Genomic DNA, 16,521 nt, shown 5'->3' with positions numbered 1-16,521 from the left:
TAAAATCGTTCAACAACAAACCGAGCATGTAAGCGGAAAGCTTTCATGCTCGGTTTGTGTTGTTATTTCGTTGTTTTTATGTCATTCTTCCGAACAGTCCGAGAATCACCAGAAGGATGATGATTACCCACAGGACTTTTTTCCATGAGAAGCGTCGTTTCTTCCAACGGTTAGGGTTAAAGGAAATCTCTCCCTCATTCCGGGGACTTCGATTTCTCCACACGGAAAAAGGCCTGGCGTTTTTCAAAACGAGCGGGGCAATGAAAAAACCTCCGGCGAGACCCCCAATGTGTCCGAGGATATTGATATTCGGTCGTACAAATGTCATGACAACGCCAAGGACCAAAATCACCATAACAATTTGAGAGTTAGCCTGATCTATCAAATGTTTACGATTGGCTACCATGTACAGGTAGACGCCAAAAATGCCGAAAATCGCTCCGGAGGCGCCGAGATGGGGAATATAGGAATCCGGGTTGAACAGGTATGTAGCTATGTTCCCTATGATGCCAGCAAATAAATACATGACCACGAATTTCACTTTACCAAGCATTTGTTCAAGCGCAGGTCCGAATAGTACAAGTGAAAAAGAATTAAAAATGGCATGACCGAGTCCTGCATGTAGAAAAATTGGAGTGACTAACCTCCAATACTCTCCGGCAGTAATGGCAGTATTAAGTCCAATCCCCGTCCGGAGCCATTCATGGGCGAAGCCGAATTGGAACAAGTCGATCAACATCCAGAGAACGAGGTGGATGGCCACCAGGATGGAAACGACCGGGTAAAAACGTAGGAATTCTTTAAAGTTTTCGGTACGAACAAACATATTTCATCCCCTTTTGTTTTTGGAAATTTTACAATGAAAGCTCTCTTTTATTGAAGATTGGTTTCGTTACTTTTGTGTGGAGGAAATGGGGACTAGGAAATAGCTCGCTTTCCGCGGGGAAGACGGCAAGCCTCCTCGAGCTAAAGCTCTGTGGGGTCTTGCCAGTCTATCCTTTCCCGCAGGACATTGAATTTTCATCCTGACTAATCCCACGCACGAAGAAAATGTGGATACATTTTCGAGGAGTCTCACCATTTCCAAGTCCCCATTATTATGAATAGAGTAACGAAACCATACTTGTGATTAGAGCGTTCTGTAAAAGCTGTTATTATGGTTATTTATCCCACACTGTGCAAAATCAAGGCAAGTTTATTCCTGTCTTTCTAGTCTATGCAAACGGCGGAACAGTTATATTTTTTCGTGTCTGCCTTTTCGGTTATACTGAAATTAATAAAAACTAAAAGGAAGATTGCAATGATCAAGGGCATTGGGATAGATCTTATAGAATTGGATCGAATTAATCAAATTATAAAGCGTAATGACCGCTTTGTACAAAGGATTTTAACTGAAAAGGAGCGGGGGCAGCTCGCCGCCTATAAAAATGAATCCAGGCAAATAGAATTTGTCGCTGGCCGCTTCGCTGCCAAGGAAGCCTTAGGGAAGGCGATGGGCACTGGCATTGGAAAAGTAAGCTTTCAAGATATAGAAATTTCCCGCAGTGAGCATGGGGGGCCTGAGATGAAGCTGCACGGCTATGAACACTTGAAAATATGGGTTTCTATTTCTCATAGTGAACAGCATGCCATCGCTCAGGTTGTCATTGAAGAGTAGAAGCGTCTTGCATAATTGAAATGGTTGTCTCATATAGTTTAATGCGGGTAGGAGGGAACGATTGTGTATATTGTCACCGCACATGAAATGTACGATTGGGATCGCAAATCAATAGAAGAAGCCGGAATGGACGGAAGAATTTTAATGGAAAATGCCGGACGGGCTGTAGCTGAACAAGTAGAAAAGCGTGTTCGAAATGATCAGCACATCGTTGTACTGATCGGAGCGGGCAATAATGGTGGAGATGGTTTTGTCATCGCGCGGACTTTATTGAATAGGGGGTACTCCGTGAAGGCATGGCAGCTCGTCTCTGATGAAAAGATCAAAGGGGATGCACTTGTGCATAAGCAGTTGTATCTTGGAGCGGGCTTTGAGCTGGCACACCTCACAAAGGTGAATGTTTTGTTCCGTGAACTGGACCAGGCAGATGTTATCATTGATGCCATGCTCGGAATCGGTGTCTATGGCAAACTCAAGCCGCCGTTTGATCAGGTTACAGCCTATGCTAACCAGTCACAAGCGTTGAAAATTGCTGTCGATATCCCGACAGGAGTTCCTGCAGATGAGGGCATCACTGATTTTGACGGTTTGCAGGCTGACTATACGTGTATCATCGCCGCGCCAAAGTTGAGTGCCTTCCTTCCTCACACTGCACCTTATTATGGTGAATGGGAGGTGGTGGAAATCGGCTTACCTGCTAAGAAGTTGAAAAAAACGTCGGTATCACTGTGGAGCAGTGAGCATGCACGTCCTACCCTGCCGGAGCGTCACCCATATTCCCATAAAGGGACGCATGGGAAGGCTTTAGTTATCGGTGGTTCCTACCTGATGCCAGGTTCGATAGCTCTTTCTGCGCGGGCCGCGCTTCGGTCTGGAGCTGGACTGGCTGCAGTTGCAACCCCGAAAAGTGCCTGGCCTTCTGTATCTGTGCATATTCCCGAGGCGACAGCTGTATCAACGTCGGAGGAAAATGGTGTGCTTGCTGAGAGAGTGGAGGTGGACTTCACTGGTTATGATGCTGTTGGGATCGGTATGGGGATGGGCAGATCGGATGCCTCGCGCACCATCGTTCAGCAAGTGGTAGAAGAAGCGGACGTTCCTGTATTGATTGATGCGGATGGCCTCTACCATCTGAAGCAGCTGCTGGATGTGTTGAAAAACAGGACCGGCCCTGCCGTGTTGACTCCTCACCCTGGTGAGATGGCGCACCTGTTAGGAATAACAGTTACCGAACTGTTGGCAAGGCCATTTGAGTGGTCGCAGCGATTCGCCTACAATCATGGAGTCTACATTGTCTTGAAGGGACCATCCACAATTATTACAGCGCCCGACGGAACTCAAGTGGTAGATACTTCCGGGAATGCAGGTTTAGCCAAGGGAGGCAGCGGTGATGTGTTATCGGGCATCCTGCTTGCCTTAATGATGCAATCACAGTCCATTACCGAAGCTTTATGCAATGGCTGCTTTCTTCATGGGAAAGCTGCTGAACTTCTTACAACTGAGGGACATTCCAAGGCAGACTTGTTAGCGACTGACCTAATTGAAGGTCTATCCCAAGCTTTTCGTACACTTTCTAGTTAATCAGGTGAGTGCGTTCCCTTTGTCCTCGAAATGAGACAAAGGAGTTGAATTCATGAAGAAACGAATGGCATTGCTCTTATTCGCCTCACTGTTCTTCGTCCTGCTCACAGCATGTGGAGAAAAATCAAAAGAAGATGTCGTCAAGAACCTGGAAGAACAGGTCGAAAAGATGAGCGGGTATAAAACAAATGCAACAATGACGATGAATACTGGGAAAGAGGAACAGAAATACCATATAGAAGTATGGCATAAGAAAAAGGACTTCTACCGTGTGAAGCTCCAGCACGATCAGGATGAAGAAGGCAGTCAAGTGATATTGAAAAATAAAGATGGTGTGTACGTATTGACACCTGCCTTGAACAAGAGCTTTAAATTCCAAAGCGAATGGCCGCAAAACAGCAGCCAGCCCTATTTATATGAATCTTTAGTGCAGGACATTCTGAAAGACCCAGAATCAACATTCACAGCTATGGAAGACTATTATATGTTCAAGACCAAGACAAACTATCAAAATAGCAAATCGCTCCCTTATCAGGAAGTCTATTTCGATAAGAAGACATACCAGCCGGTACTGGTTAAAGTCTATGATCAGGATATGCAGGCACTCGTAGAAGTCCAGTTCTCCAACTTCACGAAGGATCCTTCGTTCAAGGATGAAGACTTTGAAGTCCAAAAGAATATGGCAGCTGTACAAAGTGAAGTTCCCGTCATGAACATGGAGGGGGAAAAAACACTCGCGGTTCTTTATCCGTCTGAGCAGCTCGGAACCGAAATGACCGAAAAGCAAGAGGTTGATTTAGAAAACGGTAAGCGGATTATTATGAAGTTTGAAGGAGAAAAGAACTTCACGCTAATCGAGGAACAGGCAGAAGTTCAAACTGTAAGCACTTCAGATGTCGTTCCTGTACAAGGGGAGCCAGTCAACTTGGGCTTCACCGTCGGTGCGCAAAGTGAATCGATACTGGAATGGAACTACAAAGGGGTGAACTTCCGCCTGGCCAGTGAATCATTAACAAAAGAAGAAATGATCGCTGTTGCAAGCTCTGTCTATGAGCAGTCAGAAAAATAATTCCAATCAGGCAGGCTCAGAGGGTCTGCTTTTATTTTTTTGTGCTATCCCTATTAAATATTAATGAAGGTTGAGCTTCGGTGGCGCCTTCCATGTGGAAAGCGAGTCGTTTCCCAGACCCTATACTCCCCTATATCGAAATGAAACCAGGCGATGTTTAAGTGAACCAGGGGTTTGACAGGGAAGCCCCCTCCATCAATAATAGACGGAAAGGAATGGTGAGAGGAGAAGACAGCTTTGGCAATTGAAACTTTTTATCGTGATTCCTGGGTAGAAATCAACCTGGATGCGATAGCGCATAATATCAAACAAATTAGAAATCATATCCCTGATGACAAGCAGATATATGCTGTAGTTAAAGCAAATGCCTATGGGCATGGGGATGTTCAAGTGGCAAAGAAGGCGATGGAAGCGGGAGCCGATGCCCTGGCAGTTTCCTTGTTGGATGAAGCTCTTAGACTTCGGAACCAAGGCATAACTGCTCCTATTCTAGTAATGGGGTGGATACGAAGCCAAGACGCTCCTATTGCCGCAGCTAATAATATATCGGTTACGTTTTTCCAAAAAGAGTGGCTGCAGGAAGTAAAACACTTGGATCTGCCACGCCCATTGAAGCTCCACTTGAAGTGGGATTCTGGTATGGGGCGGGTCGGTATCCGACATCACGAGGAATTAGCGGAATTGCTAACAGAACTGGATGATGACAGGATTTTACTGGAAGGTGTGTTCACTCATTTTGCTACCGCGGACGAAGCGGATTTTGCTTATTTTGAACGCCAACGACGCTCATATGATGATATGAGAACCCTTTTAAAAGAAAAATGGCAGCAGCCAGTTGCTTTTCACTCCAGTAATAGTGCGACAAGTTTACGGTTTCCTGAGCAGGAAGAAGATATGCTCCGATTCGGAATCAGTCTATATGGATTGTACCCCTCTCCTGTCGTAAAAGAAGAGCATCCAGTTGATTTGCAGCCAGCCTTTTCCCTCCATAGCAGACTCGTCCATGTGAAAGAAGTGAAAAAAGGGGACTGTATCAGCTATGGAGCTACGTATTGCGCGGAAGAAGATGAATGGATAGGTACAGTCCCGCTCGGATATGCCGATGGCTGGATCAGACAGCTGCAAGGAATGGATGTATTGATTGATGGAAAACGTATGCCAATTGTAGGCAGGATATGTATGGATCAGTTCATGGTGAAGCTTGATCACCCATATCAGGTAGGGGAGAAAGTCACTTTGATAGGAAAACAGGGAAAGGAAGAAATTCCCATGGATGAGATAGCGGCCTATTTGCATACCATCAATTATGAGATCCCTTGCATCATCAGTTCACGCGTGCCGAGGATATATTACGAAAATGGGCAATTGATTGAGGTTAAAAATCCGGTCACGAGCTAATAAAGGGGAAGGTGACAATATATTCCTGTACCCTGGGCAATAATAAAGAAAACACAATTTCAGGAAAAATACCGACAGCCCTTTGCAATACGCCCGAGAGAGTGGTAATATGAGAATGGAATTATAGACTGGTTTTTATACTTTAGAAGAAATACAAAGTATAAGTTTTTCTAACAAAAGTGGATGGTGGAGGTGGATGGTCTTGTCCGACAATCTACGGGAAATCACAATCAAACTTCCTCAAAGTATGTTGAAAGAAGTGGACGGGGTAGTGCAACTTGAGAATGGAGATTGGAGCGATTTCATGTATCAGGCGACCAAAATGTATTTGCGGGAGAAGAAAAAGCGGCACATTAGAGAGTCCATGAGAAACGGTTACATGGAGATGGCTAAAATCAATCTTAATATAGCTTCTGAAGCTTTTCAGGCGGAAGAGGAGGCGGAGAACACCCTAGAACGCCTAGTGAGCGGGGTGTGAAGATTTGATAGTCAAACGCGGCGATGTTTATTTCGCTGATCTATCCCCTGTGGTGGGGTCAGAACAAGGCGGTGTCCGCCCTGTATTAGTTCTCCAAAACGATATCGGAAATCGTTTCAGCCCCACAGTCATCGTGGCTGCCATCACAGCGCAAATACAAAAAGCCAAACTCCCGACACACGTTGAAATCAATGCTGAGAAATATGGTTTTGAACGTGATTCCGTTATATTATTAGAACAAATCCGTACCATTGATAAACAAAGGCTGACAGACAAAATAACGCAGCTGGATGAAAAGATGATGAAACATGTCGACGAGGCCTTACAGATCAGCCTCGGCTTAATAGCGTTTTAACCTGAACCGCTCCTGAACCGGGCGGTTTTTTATATACATAAAATCACTACCCATTTTACTCAAAGGAAAAACCCCAGTTTTTGGGTTATTGTAGCGGACGTGGAAATAATATAATGTAGAGTACAGGCGAAATATGTCGGAAGGGCTATCAGAAAAGGACAAAAAGAAGTTATTATTTGATTAAGGTGACGTTTCATGGGAAAATGTTTAATAAACTAAAATAATGGTCAATTTTTGCGGGGGTTAAACATGGATGCCAATTTAAAGAGCCTTGTGCTTGAAAACAGTAACGATATTGTTAAGATGTGGCTGGAGGAAGTACAAAGCAGCAAGAACCAGGAGTACACCTCCACCATCTCAGATGAATTATTTGAAAGTACGAATAGAGAATTTGTCAATGTGATATTTGCAAGTATAGAAAAGCAAGGACTAAGCTCAGAGTTGGATGATTTTTCAGAGCGGCTTATCAACCTGGGGTGGCCATTGAGTTATTTGACGGATGGAATGCAGGTGTTTCGTCGAGTAACAATAGATTTCATCTTAAGTCAATCAGATAAAGTAGACTCCGAATACTTATCCAGAGTCATGCAGAAAGTAGATGCATGGGTCGGACCAATCATCAATCGTCTGGTGAATGAGTACTCTGGGAGCTGGGAGCATATCGTCTCGTTACAACGTGTAGCTCTTCAGGAGTTATCTGCACCACTGATTCCTGTCATGGAAAATATTACGGTCATGCCGTTGATCGGAACAATTGATACAGAACGTGCGAAATTGATTATGGAAAACTTGCTTGATGGAGTCATCAAACACCACGCGGATGTGGTTTTAATTGATATAACAGGAGTACCAGTTGTCGACACAATGGTTGCCCATCATATCATCCAGGCTGCCGAAGCGGTAAGGCTGATTGGGTCCACGTGTATTCTGGTAGGGATCCGTCCTGAAATCGCCCAGACAATCGTAAACCTGGGTATTGATTTGACCAAATTCCCGACAAAGAGCTCTCTGCGCAAAGGCTTCCAGTCAGCGCTTGAGCTTACCAACCGCAAGATTGTTACAACAGAAGAAAAAGATGAAAGTATTGAAAAACTAATTGATTCATTGGATGGGGAGTGAAGGCTGTGAGAATTCCTATTTTAAAGTTGCATAATTACTTGTTGATTTCTATTCAGATCGATTTAGATGATCAGACAGCCATTCAATTTCAAGAAGATCTGCTGAACAAGATACATGGAAGCGGCGCTACAGGTGTAGTCATCGATTTGACTTCAGTGGACATCATTGATTCCTTCATCGCTAAGGTGTTGGGAGACGTGGTGACCATGTCTGATTTAATGGGTGCCAAAGTTGTCTTGACTGGTATTCAGCCAGCTGTTGCGATGACGTTGATCGACCTTGGAATACATTTGCAAGATGTACCGACGGCATTAGACTTAGAACAAGGGCTGATCAAACTTCGTCAGGAATTGGAGGAATAAGCGAATGGACTTCCAATCCTGTGTGAATATTAAAAAGGAATGGGATATTGTCGGGGCTCGTCAATTGGGACGGGACATCGCAAAAAAAATCGGCTTCGGTACGGTCGACCAAGCGCGTATCGCGACTGCCATTTCTGAATTAGCAAGAAACATTTATTTATATGCAGGGAGTGGAAAGGTTTGTTTTGAGGCCATTGATGATATGAACCACAAAGGTTTAAGTATCATTGCCATAGATGAGGGGCCTGGTATCGAGGAATTGAGTCAGGTAATGGAAGATGGTTTCTCTACCTCTGGGGGACTCGGAGCAGGACTTCCTGGTGTTAAACGATTGATGGACGAATTCGATATTGTGTCCGAGCAAGGGAAAGGCACAGAAATTAAAGTTGTTAAATGGCTCCGTTAAAGGAGGTTGTAAACGATGAGCACCTTGAAGCTTGACCTTGAAAACTATAAAGAACTATTGAAAGAATACATCAGAACTAAAGATGAACAAGCTTTATATCAGGCAGAGCAATTCAGTAAACATTCGATGCAGCACAACATTTCACCAGAAGAAATCATTAATATTCATGTCCAGTCATTACAGGAGATTTATCCCGAGATGCCTGCTGATATCCAGGCTTCGATGAACTTTCTATTAGAAACGATGATTTCTTATGGGCTAGCTTATCAAGAACATCAAGCTTTAAGAGAGAAGCAGCTTGAGCTTAAGTCTGAGCTGTCCGTGGCTGCCAATATGCAGAAGACTCTTCTTTCTACAAAAAAACCCGATTTTGATGGCATCGAAATTGGGGCAATCAGTGTTCCTGCCAAGCAAATGAATGGAGATTACCATCATTTTGTACAAGACCAGGAAGGTTCGCTTGGGATTGGGATCGCTGACGTGATTGGTAAAGGGGTTCCAGCAGCTTTATGTATGTCTATGATCAAATATTCCATGGACAGTTTTCCGCATAAACGCATGGAGCCTAGTGTTATTTTGGAAAGCTTAAATCGTGTGGTGGAACGAAATGTCGATTCCAGCATGTTTATTACGATGTTTTATGGTCTGTATAATCCGCAGAGCCATAAATTATATTACTCATCTGCCGGTCATGAACCAGGTTATTATTATCATCATGATCGCGGCGAGTTTTGCGAAATGGATGCTCCTGGCCTGGTACTTGGGGTTACGAAAGATGCAGAATATCCGCAAAAAGAACAACAAGTAGATCCTGGCGACATGATTATCATGCTGACAGACGGCGTGACAGAATGCCGACAGGGCGACAGGTTCATCGAGCCGGAAGAAGTATTAGAAATCATAAAAAAATATATGGATCTGCCTGCACAGGAAATGGTGGAACAGGTCTACAAGCATTTTGAAAAGTTACAGGACTTCCAGTTAAGGGACGACTTTACTCTCGTTGTGCTAAGAAGGAATGTTTAAGCCTTCTTAATAATGGGTACATGTCATCTGATGCACCATTTTAGCTAAATAGGAGGATGAGTTAATTGAACTTAACTATAGATGTAACAAATAAAGAGCATAAAACAGTGGTTACGCTTTCAGGTGAAATTGATGCGTTTACAGCTCCGAAGCTGAAAGAAGAGCTGCTGCCTTTGACGAAAGATGAGGGAACAACCGTTGAAGTTGACCTGAAAAATGTTAACTATATGGATAGTACAGGCCTAGGTGTTTTCATCAGTGCTTTGAAATCTACCAAAGAACATAACTCTGAATTGAAACTGGTCCATATGCAAGAACGTGTGCACCGTCTCTTCAAAATCACCGGGCTTACCGAGATCATGAATATCGACTCTACAGTACAAGGTGGAATTTAAAATGGAACCATTTGATTTTATTGAAATAAAGGTGCCTGCTAAGCCGGAGTATGTAGGCGTGGTCAGGTTGAGCACTTCTGGAGTTGCAAACAGGATGGGTTTTTCTTATGAAGACATCGAAGACCTGAAGGTTGCTATTTCAGAAGCGATTACCAATGCTGTCAAACATGCTTATAAAGAGTCAGATGAAGGAGATATCACCATCGGTTTCGGTGTCTATCAAGACCGTTTAGAGATAATGGTGGCTGACCACGGCGGCAGTTTCGACCTTTCCAATGTAAAAGAAGATATCGGTCCTTACCAGCAGAACGATGCTATCGAAGACTTGCGTGAAGGAGGCTTCGGGCTGTTTTTGATTGACGCCTTGATGGATAAGGTGGAAATCAGCAGCAGATATGGAGTCATAGTACTTATGACGAAGTATCTACATGAAAACGAGGTGGGTCAAGATGGCGACCAGATCTCAACAACACAATAAAGGGGAAGACGAAGTATACCAATGGATCGCTTATCTCCAGGAGAATCCCAGAGATGAAGAGGTCCAGGAAAAGATAGTACTAGCCTATAAAGACCTAGTCGAATCGATAGCACGAAAATATTCGAAAAACAGCTCGATACACGAGGATTTAGCCCAGGTAGGGATGTTAGGTCTGTTGGCTGCTATCCGCAGATATGATCCATCTTTCGGCAAATCATTCGAATCCTTTGCCATTCCTACGATCATTGGAGAAATCAAACGTTTCATCCGTGACAAGACATGGAGTGTGCATGTACCGAGACGTATTAAAGAATTAGGACCGAAAATTAAAAAAGCAGCAGAAGAATTGACTACGCAATTGCAGCGTTCTCCTTCCGTAATGGAAATTGCCGATTATCTTGAAGTATCTGAAGAAGATGTACTGGAAACGATGGAAATGGGCAAAAGTTACAAAGCACTGTCTGTCGATCGTAAAATTGAAGCTGATTCTGATGGAAGCACGGTAACGATCCTGGATTTGATCGGTAACCAGGAAGCCGGTTTCGAACATGTCGACCAGCAGATGCTATTGGAAAAAGTGCTCCCTATTCTTTCAGAGCGTGAACAGGAAATTCTACAATGCACCTATTTTGAGAATATGAGTCAAAAGGATACCGGTGAGCAGCTGGGAATATCCCAAATGCATGTATCCCGACTACAACGGCGCGCGTTAAGAAAACTCCGTGAAGCCCTGCAATCTGAATCATCAGAGGCTTTTTATTGAGTATGGAAATAAGTCGCATGAAGATTGCAACTTATCAAAAGCCTAAAAAGGGAAACTATTATTGTGGGGATAGTTATTATTATAAAGAAACGGATAAATCTTTTGTTTGCGCGATAGCCGATGGGCTTGGCAGTGGTGAATTGGCCAAAGAATCTTCGCAGGCTGTCATGGATATGATCGAAGACTATCCTGATTTGCCAATTGAAGGTTTAATCAAAAAATGCAACGAAGCACTTATGAGCAAACGAGGGGTAGTGCTGGGGATTTTGAAAATCGATTACCCGAGTGAAACCTATTCCTATTCCTCAATTGGTAACATTGGGATCATGACAGTGACTAGTGAAGGGCAGAAGAAACGTAACATACCACTTGCCGGTTATCTCACTGGGTATCCGAAAAAAATGCGGGTGGTGCATGGTAAGTTGGAACGTGGACTAGTTTTCATCATGTTCTCTGATGGCGTGAATGAACGTCAACTTTCCTCAAAGTTATTCCATGATTTCGATGTAAACCGTATTATCAAGCAATACGAAATTGAAAATGGTGATACTCGTGATGATGATACGACGCTAATCGCTATGAAATACGAATAGAGGACCTTATCTCATTGGAATTGGGATAAGGTTCTTTTTAGTTTATCGCGAGGTATAGGAGGAGGAAATTTGTTAGAATGAAGAAGATATGTATGTTTGAGGAGGTTGCAACTTGAGTGAACAAGGTCTAAAAGTGTCACCGATCTCATGGGTGGCTAAAGAAGCGAATATTTCTGAAAAGGCAGTACAGCAAGTTATCGACATGCTTGCGGATGGTAACACTGTTCCTTTCATTGCTCGTTATCGAAAGGAAATGACTGGCGGACTAGATGAGGTGCAAATCAAAACCATTGAAGATAAATGGAACTATGTCCAGAATTTGAACCAACGCAAAGAAGAGGTCATCCGTTTAATCGATGAACAAGGAAAGCTTACAGACGAACTTCGAGAAAGTATTGAACAGGCACCACAGCTTCAAAAGGTGGAAGATCTGTATCGTCCTTATAAACAAAAAAGAAGGACACGTGCAACAATTGCTAAAGAAAAAGGACTCGAACCATTAGCGGAAATGGTCTGGTCTCAAAAGAAGTTCGACCTGGCAGAGGAAGCTGCTGTGTATGTTTCAGAAGAACAGGAGTTACATACGGTGGAGGATGTATTAGCTGGGGTGAATGATATTATTGCCGAATGGATATCAGATGAGCCCGAATACCGGGAAGCGATCAGGCAGCGGACATTCAAATCTGGTACGATCCAGTCGACCGCTAAAGATTCGGAAGTGGACGAAAAAGGCGTATTTGAAATGTATTATGATTATCAGGAACCAGTACGAGCGGTTGTATCCCACCGGGTTTTAGCGTTGAATCGCGGAGAAAAAGAGGGGATCATCAAAGTTTCTATCCAGCCGCCCGAAGAAAGTATTATTTCTTATCTGGAACGCAAGGTGATACACATTGAGGCAACTCAGAAGATGCGTGACTTTTTAACAACTGCAATTCAGGACGGGTACAAGCGGCTGATTGAACCATCGATAGAAAGAGAAATACGAAACAGTCTTTCTGAAAAAGCCGAGGAGCAGGCGATTGAAGTTTTCTCTCAAAATTTGAGAAGCCTGTTACTGCAGCCCCCATTGAAAGGGAAAACAGTACTGGGGGTTGACCCGGCATACAGGACGGGCTGTAAACTGGGGGTTATCGATGAAACCGGAAAAATGCACAGTGTTTCCGTGATGTATCCAACTCCGCCAAGGAATGATATCAAAGGTGCAGAAAAGATATTACTATCCTTTTTAGACAAATATCCAGTTGAATTAATTGCGATTGGAAACGGGACAGCTTCCCGGGAAACAGAGCAATTCATTGCTGATATGATTCAAAAGCATAGTCTTGACATTGCTTATATGATAGTCAATGAAGCCGGGGCGAGTGTCTATTCCGCTTCAACATTGGCGCGGGAAGAGTTTCCTGACCTGCAAGTGGAAGAGAGGAGTGCCATATCGATTGCCCGTCGTGTCCAGGACCCTTTAGCTGAACTGGTGAAGATAGACCCGCAATCAATCGGCGTCGGTCAGTATCAACACGATGTCACCCAGAAGAAACTGAAAGAATCACTGACATTTGTAGTAGAAACTGCCGTTAACCAGGTAGGTGTGAATGTCAATACAGCCTCCAGTTCCTTGCTGCAATATGTATCCGGCTTAAGCAAAACGGTGGCTAATAATGTCGTAAAGCAGCGAGAAGAGCTAGGGAAGTTCACGAACCGTAAAGAACTGAAAAAAATCCCGCGACTAGGGGCAAAAACGTACGAACAAAGTATTGGGTTCTTGCGGATCATAGAGGGGAAGGAGTCATTAGATCGTACCCCGATCCATCCCGAAAGCTATCAGGCAGCAAGAGATTTATTAAAAATGGTCGACAGTAGTGAAGAAGACCTTGGTACGCAGCAGCTTGCCGACAGCCTAAAAGGGATGGAGACAGAAGAAACAGCAGAGAAACTTGGAATTGGGTTACCTACTTTGCAGGACATTATTAAATCATTGGTACAGCCAGGCAGGGATCCCCGTGATGAATTGCCTAAGCCGTTGCTGAAAAAGAATGTACTTGCGATGGAAGATTTAGAAGAAGGAATGGAATTGGAAGGTACAGTCCGTAATGTCGTCGACTTCGGTGCGTTTGTTGATATCGGAGTCAAGCAGGACGGGCTTGTCCATATTTCCAAATTAGCCGACAAATTTGTTAAACATCCAATGGATGTCGTCGCTGTCGGTGATGTGGTTACCGTATGGGTGGAAAAAGTAGATATGGATAAGCAGCGGATCGCATTGACGATGGTAAATAAATAATACAAATAAAAGATACCAGGATAGCACTATTTCTGGTATCTTTTATTTGTATTCCTTTTTGTAAAAGAACCAGCATTGGTTCAACATTTTTATTTGATACTTATCTTTGTGATAAAAAGCATTTGCCATCTGTTTTTTTAACCAGCCAGGCATTTTGTTTGTAACCTCCTTGATGAGAAAATGAAAGTGCTATGATAAGATATGCAAGTAACGTAGGTGGTGTGACTATATGATGGAATTAGAACAGGCTCAATTGAAAAATCTTACCCAGCAAATTTCAGAGAAATATTTCGATAAACCATTCCTTGATCACGTATGTTTCAATTCTCGGCTTCGTACTACGGGTGGAAGATACATACCAGCCCGGCGTACCATTGAATTGAACCCTAAATTTTTAAAAGAGATAGGGGAAGAAGAGTTCATCGGCATCATCAAGCATGAGCTTTGCCATTATCATTTGCATATTGAAGGGAAAGGATACAAGCACCGTGACCCGGAATTTCGCGAGTTGCTGAAACGGACAGGCTCACCGAGGTTCTGTTCTGAACTGCCGTCCCAGAAGCAGAAAAAGAAGCATCATTATTATTGCGAGAAATGCGGCCAGACCTATGCCAGAGCGAGGAGAGTCGACACAAAACGATACCGTTGTGGAAAATGTCGGGGAAAATTAAAAAAACATAGCTAGATATATTGACGAATCTTAGTACCCATGTTAAATTAAATAAGCCTTAAAAAAACAAACCAAACACACAGAAACAATTTTGAAAAAGTGTTTGACAAGCTTGGATAAATATTATAATATATTTAACGTCGCTGTTGTTTGTTTCAACAGCAAACCTTAAATACTAATGACATTATTCCACCGTAGCGAAGCCGTAAACAACTTGTATCACTTCGCAGTAGGCTTTGCGAGGAGTTCAACACACCTGATAAGGTAAGAAATAATAAGTCAGGGGTTGAACGACGAGCATAAAAACTTGGTTATCATTCAATGAAATACTAATGACATTATTCCACCGTAGCTCAGTGGTAGAGCAATCGGCTGTTAACCGATTGGTCGTAGGTTCGAATCCTACCGGTGGAGCCAGTGGAGAAGTACTCAAGTGGCTGAAGAGGCGCCCCTGCTAAGGGTGTAGGTCGCGTAAGCGGCGCGAGGGTTCAAATCCCTCCTTCTCCGCCATTTTATTTTGCCTAAATGGCCCGTTGGTCAAGTGGTTAAGACACCGCCCTTTCACGGCGGTAACACGGGTTCGAATCCCGTACGGGTCACTTTCTTATTAGAATTAAAAATAGGTCCGGTAGTTCAGTTGGTTAGAATGCCTGCCTGTCACGCAGGAGGTCGCGGGTTCGAGTCCCGTCCGGACCGCCATTATGTGTTTGGGCCATAGCCAAGCGGTAAGGCAGCGGATTTTGATTCCGTCATGCGCTGGTTCGAATCCAGCTGGCCCAGCCATTTTTTATTTCAAAATTTACCATTGACTTTAGAGTTTGCTAATCATATAATGGTCAATGTCGCTTTTTGAGCCATTAGCTCAGTTGGTAGAGAAGCCGTAAACTTCTTTGCACTACATCACCGTAGGCTTTGCGAGGAGCGGATGCTTCACCGAATAAGCTAGCAACGAGACGAGCACATTGCTCAATTAGATTGTAATACTTCATTAAATAACGAGCCATTAGCTCAGTTGGTAGAGCATCTGACTTTTAATCAGAGGGTCGAAGGTTCGAATCCTTCATGGCTCACCATTTATGCGGGTGTGGTGGAACTGGCAGACACGCTAGACTTAGGATCTAGTGCCTTACGGCGTGGGGGTTCGACTCCCTCCACCCGCACCATTTATTCCTTGTTGTAATACGCAGCATTTTAATTTTGTTTCCGGTTCGTTTAATCATGCGGTCGTGGCGGAATCGGCAGACGCGCTAGGTTGAGGGCCTAGTGGGGGTTCACCCCGTGGAGGTTCAAGTCCTCTCGGCCGCACTAAAAAAGTTGTTGACTTAAACATCAGGAAGTGTTACATTAGAAGATGTCGCTTTATTAAGCGCCCGTAGCTCAATTGGATAGAGCGTCTGACTACGGATCAGAAGGTTAGGGGTTCGACTCCTCTCGGGCGCGCCATTTTACGGGAAGTAGCTCAGCTTGGTAGAGCACTTGGTTTGGGACCAAGGGGTCGCAGGTTCGAATCCTGTCTTCCCGACCATCGAAGTAACAACTTCAATTTCATATGCGGGTGTAGTTTAGTGGTAAAACCTCAGCCTTCCAAGCTGATGATGTGGGTTCGATTCCCATCACCCGCTCCATTATTCCGATTTTTTCACAACGATGAATTTGCTTCATTGTTAAAAAACAATGGTGTGCTGTAAGTACTCCATTAATCTTATTGAATTAATTGGGGCCTGTAGCTCAGTTGGTCAGAGCGCACGCCTGATAAGCGTGAGGTCGGTGGTTCAAGTCCACTCAGGCCCACCATATTTGATCTTTGAAAACTGAACGAACCAACCAGTACGTCAATATAATTTCTTCATTATATGAGGAAATGAACAACGCACTTTAGCAGTGCAAACA

Annotated in this window: 18 protein-coding genes and 12 tRNA genes; 28 read left to right on the top strand and 2 right to left on the bottom strand. The window is 43.8% G+C overall.

Annotation, left to right across the window (positions count from 1 at the left end; all coding sequences use genetic code 11):
• Positions 1-76: 76 nt before the first annotated feature.
• The gene (locus FHS45_RS19985) at positions 77-826 is read right to left on the bottom strand and encodes a rhomboid family intramembrane serine protease (protein WP_062439065.1); all 750 of its coding nucleotides are present in this window, start codon (positions 824-826) and stop codon (positions 77-79) included.
• A 474-nt stretch (positions 827-1,300) separates the two neighbouring features.
• Between FHS45_RS19985 and acpS the strand changes: the two genes are divergently transcribed.
• The 15 genes from acpS (at position 1,301) to FHS45_RS19910 (ending at position 13,961) form a co-directional block, all read left to right on the top strand.
• Complete coding sequence (gene acpS / locus FHS45_RS19980; protein WP_062439068.1) at positions 1,301-1,657, top strand: holo-ACP synthase; 357 nt, start codon at positions 1,301-1,303, stop codon at positions 1,655-1,657.
• Between the two features lie 63 nt (positions 1,658-1,720).
• On the top strand, positions 1,721-3,238 hold the full coding sequence (locus FHS45_RS19975) for a bifunctional ADP-dependent NAD(P)H-hydrate dehydratase/NAD(P)H-hydrate epimerase (protein WP_062439070.1): 1,518 nt from the start codon (positions 1,721-1,723) through the stop codon (positions 3,236-3,238).
• A 52-nt stretch (positions 3,239-3,290) separates the two neighbouring features.
• Positions 3,291-4,307 (top strand): LolA family protein, encoded by a 1,017-nt coding sequence (locus FHS45_RS19970; protein ID WP_062439073.1) that lies wholly within the window; start codon positions 3,291-3,293, stop codon positions 4,305-4,307.
• 237 nt (positions 4,308-4,544) lie between these two features.
• Positions 4,545-5,705, top strand: coding sequence for an alanine racemase (alr, locus tag FHS45_RS19965; protein WP_062439075.1), 1,161 nt, complete (start codon positions 4,545-4,547; stop codon positions 5,703-5,705).
• A 196-nt stretch (positions 5,706-5,901) separates the two neighbouring features.
• Positions 5,902-6,183 carry a hypothetical protein gene (locus FHS45_RS19960; protein ID WP_062439076.1) on the top strand — a complete coding sequence of 94 codons (282 nt, stop codon included), beginning with the start codon at positions 5,902-5,904 and terminating at the stop codon, positions 6,181-6,183.
• Between the two features lie 4 nt (positions 6,184-6,187).
• Entirely contained in the window at positions 6,188-6,538 is a 351-nt protein-coding gene (locus FHS45_RS19955; protein ID WP_062439079.1) for a type II toxin-antitoxin system PemK/MazF family toxin, read from the top strand.
• A 249-nt stretch (positions 6,539-6,787) separates the two neighbouring features.
• On the top strand, positions 6,788-7,657 hold the full coding sequence (locus FHS45_RS19950) for an RsbT co-antagonist protein RsbRA (RefSeq protein WP_062439082.1): 870 nt from the start codon (positions 6,788-6,790) through the stop codon (positions 7,655-7,657).
• 5 nt (positions 7,658-7,662) lie between these two features.
• Positions 7,663-8,019: an STAS domain-containing protein gene (locus FHS45_RS19945; RefSeq protein ID WP_062439084.1), complete on the top strand. Its 357-nt coding sequence runs from the start codon at positions 7,663-7,665 to the stop codon at positions 8,017-8,019.
• A gap of 4 nt (positions 8,020-8,023) precedes the next feature.
• On the top strand, positions 8,024-8,425 hold the full coding sequence (locus tag FHS45_RS19940) for an anti-sigma regulatory factor (protein WP_062439086.1): 402 nt from the start codon (positions 8,024-8,026) through the stop codon (positions 8,423-8,425).
• 15 nt (positions 8,426-8,440) lie between these two features.
• Complete coding sequence (locus FHS45_RS19935; RefSeq protein ID WP_062439089.1) at positions 8,441-9,451, top strand: PP2C family protein-serine/threonine phosphatase; 1,011 nt, start codon at positions 8,441-8,443, stop codon at positions 9,449-9,451.
• A gap of 65 nt (positions 9,452-9,516) precedes the next feature.
• Positions 9,517-9,846: an STAS domain-containing protein gene (locus FHS45_RS19930; protein WP_062439093.1), complete on the top strand. Its 330-nt coding sequence runs from the start codon at positions 9,517-9,519 to the stop codon at positions 9,844-9,846.
• Position 9,847: 1 nt separating this feature from the next.
• Complete coding sequence (gene rsbW / locus FHS45_RS19925) at positions 9,848-10,324, top strand: anti-sigma B factor RsbW (RefSeq protein ID WP_062439095.1); 477 nt, start codon at positions 9,848-9,850, stop codon at positions 10,322-10,324.
• Positions 10,296-11,087 carry an RNA polymerase sigma factor SigB gene (gene sigB, locus FHS45_RS19920; protein ID WP_062439098.1) on the top strand — a complete coding sequence of 264 codons (792 nt, stop codon included), beginning with the start codon at positions 10,296-10,298 and terminating at the stop codon, positions 11,085-11,087. Before rsbW ends, sigB begins: the two co-directional genes overlap by 29 nt.
• Positions 11,088-11,104: 17 nt before the next feature.
• The gene (locus FHS45_RS19915; RefSeq protein ID WP_148349952.1) at positions 11,105-11,680 is read left to right on the top strand and encodes a SpoIIE family protein phosphatase; all 576 of its coding nucleotides are present in this window, start codon (positions 11,105-11,107) and stop codon (positions 11,678-11,680) included.
• 112 nt (positions 11,681-11,792) lie between these two features.
• Positions 11,793-13,961 carry a Tex family protein gene (locus tag FHS45_RS19910; RefSeq protein WP_062439100.1) on the top strand — a complete coding sequence of 723 codons (2,169 nt, stop codon included), beginning with the start codon at positions 11,793-11,795 and terminating at the stop codon, positions 13,959-13,961.
• Positions 13,962-14,003: 42 nt separating this feature from the next.
• On the opposite strand, the gene cmpA is transcribed toward FHS45_RS19910, so the two are convergent.
• Positions 14,004-14,114 carry a cortex morphogenetic protein CmpA gene (gene cmpA, locus FHS45_RS19905; protein ID WP_085505089.1) on the bottom strand — a complete coding sequence of 37 codons (111 nt, stop codon included), beginning with the start codon at positions 14,112-14,114 and terminating at the stop codon, positions 14,004-14,006.
• A 76-nt stretch (positions 14,115-14,190) separates the two neighbouring features.
• Between cmpA and FHS45_RS19900 the strand changes: the two genes are divergently transcribed.
• From FHS45_RS19900 to FHS45_RS19840, 13 genes are all read left to right on the top strand, one after another.
• Positions 14,191-14,646 (top strand): SprT family protein, encoded by a 456-nt coding sequence (locus FHS45_RS19900; RefSeq protein WP_062439102.1) that lies wholly within the window; start codon positions 14,191-14,193, stop codon positions 14,644-14,646.
• A gap of 327 nt (positions 14,647-14,973) precedes the next feature.
• A tRNA-Asn gene (locus FHS45_RS19895) sits at positions 14,974-15,048 on the top strand.
• Between the two features lie 2 nt (positions 15,049-15,050).
• Positions 15,051-15,141, top strand: a tRNA-Ser gene (locus tag FHS45_RS19890).
• A 17-nt stretch (positions 15,142-15,158) separates the two neighbouring features.
• Positions 15,159-15,230: transfer RNA gene (locus FHS45_RS19885), tRNA-Glu, on the top strand.
• A 23-nt stretch (positions 15,231-15,253) separates the two neighbouring features.
• Positions 15,254-15,330: transfer RNA gene (locus FHS45_RS19880), tRNA-Asp, on the top strand.
• 9 nt (positions 15,331-15,339) lie between these two features.
• Positions 15,340-15,414 (top strand) — tRNA-Gln (locus FHS45_RS19875).
• Between the two features lie 214 nt (positions 15,415-15,628).
• Positions 15,629-15,704 (top strand) — tRNA-Lys (locus tag FHS45_RS19870).
• A gap of 5 nt (positions 15,705-15,709) precedes the next feature.
• A tRNA-Leu gene (locus FHS45_RS19865) sits at positions 15,710-15,794 on the top strand.
• Positions 15,795-15,851: 57 nt separating this feature from the next.
• Positions 15,852-15,936: transfer RNA gene (locus tag FHS45_RS19860), tRNA-Leu, on the top strand.
• A 61-nt stretch (positions 15,937-15,997) separates the two neighbouring features.
• A tRNA-Arg gene (locus tag FHS45_RS19855) sits at positions 15,998-16,074 on the top strand.
• Between the two features lie 5 nt (positions 16,075-16,079).
• Positions 16,080-16,156: transfer RNA gene (locus FHS45_RS19850), tRNA-Pro, on the top strand.
• Between the two features lie 26 nt (positions 16,157-16,182).
• Positions 16,183-16,256, top strand: a tRNA-Gly gene (locus tag FHS45_RS19845).
• Positions 16,257-16,348: 92 nt separating this feature from the next.
• Positions 16,349-16,425: transfer RNA gene (locus FHS45_RS19840), tRNA-Ile, on the top strand.
• The last annotated feature ends 96 nt before the right edge of the window (positions 16,426-16,521 follow it).

The sequence above is a fragment of the Thalassobacillus devorans genome, from assembly GCF_011761345.1.
GTDB classification, from domain to species: Bacteria; Bacillota; Bacilli; order Bacillales; family Halobacillaceae; genus Thalassobacillus; species Thalassobacillus devorans.
This window is presented reverse-complemented; position numbering and strand designations above follow the sequence as displayed.

Excerpts from the sequence above, each read along its gene's own strand:
- FHS45_RS19985 (WP_062439065.1), bottom strand. The coding sequence starts at position 826 with ATGTTTGTTCGTACCGAAAACTTTAAAGAATTCCTACGTTTTTACCCG.
- acpS (WP_062439068.1), top strand. The coding sequence starts at position 1,301 with ATGATCAAGGGCATTGGGATAGATCTTATAGAATTGGATCGAATTAAT.
- FHS45_RS19970 (WP_062439073.1), top strand. The coding sequence starts at position 3,291 with ATGAAGAAACGAATGGCATTGCTCTTATTCGCCTCACTGTTCTTCGTC.
- FHS45_RS19960 (WP_062439076.1), top strand. The coding sequence starts at position 5,902 with ATGGTCTTGTCCGACAATCTACGGGAAATCACAATCAAACTTCCTCAA.
- FHS45_RS19950 (WP_062439082.1), top strand. The coding sequence starts at position 6,788 with ATGGATGCCAATTTAAAGAGCCTTGTGCTTGAAAACAGTAACGATATT.
- FHS45_RS19940 (WP_062439086.1), top strand. The coding sequence starts at position 8,024 with ATGGACTTCCAATCCTGTGTGAATATTAAAAAGGAATGGGATATTGTC.
- FHS45_RS19935 (WP_062439089.1), top strand. The coding sequence starts at position 8,441 with ATGAGCACCTTGAAGCTTGACCTTGAAAACTATAAAGAACTATTGAAA.
- rsbW (WP_062439095.1), top strand. The coding sequence starts at position 9,848 with ATGGAACCATTTGATTTTATTGAAATAAAGGTGCCTGCTAAGCCGGAG.
- sigB (WP_062439098.1), top strand. The coding sequence starts at position 10,296 with ATGGCGACCAGATCTCAACAACACAATAAAGGGGAAGACGAAGTATAC.
- FHS45_RS19915 (WP_148349952.1), top strand. The coding sequence starts at position 11,105 with ATGAAGATTGCAACTTATCAAAAGCCTAAAAAGGGAAACTATTATTGT.
- cmpA (WP_085505089.1), bottom strand. The coding sequence starts at position 14,114 with ATGCCTGGCTGGTTAAAAAAACAGATGGCAAATGCTTTTTATCACAAA.
- FHS45_RS19900 (WP_062439102.1), top strand. The coding sequence starts at position 14,191 with ATGATGGAATTAGAACAGGCTCAATTGAAAAATCTTACCCAGCAAATT.